Source organism: Tenacibaculum amylolyticum (assembly GCF_964511145.1).
Lineage (GTDB): Bacteria > Bacteroidota > Bacteroidia > Flavobacteriales > Flavobacteriaceae > Polaribacter > Polaribacter amylolyticum.
The window spans coordinates 1-1,305 of the sequence record NZ_CAZEFZ010000062.1 but is presented as its reverse complement, the minus strand read 5'-3'; the positions used below and the strand labels follow the sequence as shown (position 1 = coordinate 1,305).

Genomic DNA, 1,305 nt, shown 5'->3' with positions numbered 1-1,305 from the left:
CTATCTAATGCGAGTCTAAATGCACAAGAAAAAGAAATCGATTGTGATTTCAATGTACAAGAAGCCTTGTTTTATCTAAAAGGCGATCAGTACTATGCTAAAGACTCTTTAAAGTCCATTGAACTAATTAAACCTTGTTTGAAAAAAGAGCATCCAAAAGCTCAGCTACTAATGGGGAAACTTTACCAAGCTAAAAACAATGAAGAAGGTTATAAAAAAGCTTTTGAATTGTATCAAGCAGCAGCAGAACAGGGAGACGATTTTGCTATGACTGAATTAGGAATTCTATATAAATATGGTAAAGGCTGTGAATTGAACTTAAAAAAGGCTAGAAAGTGGTTTGAAAAGGCTGCAAATCTAGAAAATGACAAAGCAGCTTACTCTCTAGGGTATTTATACTTTAAAGGCTTTGGGAACATTAAACAAAACTATAATAAAGCTTTCCAATGGTTTCAAAAAAGCGAGCATCCAATGGCTAAATATTGGCTTGGTGTATGTTATTTAAAAGGCTACGGAACAAATAAAAACGTATTAAAAGCTAATGAACTTTTAGAGTTAACAACACAAAGCACAATTCTAGGTGATACAGAAAACCAAAGTAATAACTTAAATAATACGGAATTACTAAATACTGATAATACCGATATTACTACAGTACAGGAAATTAAAGAAAGTGTCTTATTAGGTAATTGGAAAGGTACATTAGTAAAATTAGATTGGTCACAAAATACTATAGAAGGCAAAGAAGAAGTATTAATTGATTTTCAACTGGATGAAACTACAGGTACGCTAACTTCTAGTATTAATCTTGGAGAACAGACTTTAAGAAATGATTTATTAAAAATAGACAATACTTTATTTTTTGAAAATGATGCAAACTTAGTATTGTCTCATGAGTCTTTTAATAAAATCATTCCAACACATTTAGACTATAGTTTGCTTTCTTGTGATTTAAAAACAAAGGAGTATAAAGGGCTGACGTATTTAGTTGGAACTATAGAAAACTATGTAAAAGATTGGAACGAAACAGGAATGCCTTTACGTTTTATCTTGCGTAAAAAGGAAACTTTTAATAATACCGATGTAGAGCTTACAGATGATATACTTTTAGCTTTAGCAGAACAGGAAAATAGTTTTATAAAACTATATCCTAATCCTTTTCATAATGATTTAGTGATTTCTTACTCACTAGATGAACAAGCTTATATACATGTACAAGTATTAGACTTGCAAGGAAACACAAAAGCTGTTTTAGAAAACAATAAACTACAAGCTAAAGGAGATTACAGATACTTTTTAGATGGT

At 30.5% G+C, this 1,305-nt stretch carries 1 protein-coding gene; it reads left to right on the top strand.

Going from position 1 to position 1,305, the window contains the following annotated elements; all coding sequences use genetic code 11:
- Window positions 1-171: 171 nt before the first annotated feature.
- Window positions 172-1,305, top strand: a 1,134-nt coding sequence (locus ACKTTC_RS13160) for a tetratricopeptide repeat protein (protein WP_408040298.1), incomplete at its 3' end; no start/stop codon positions are given.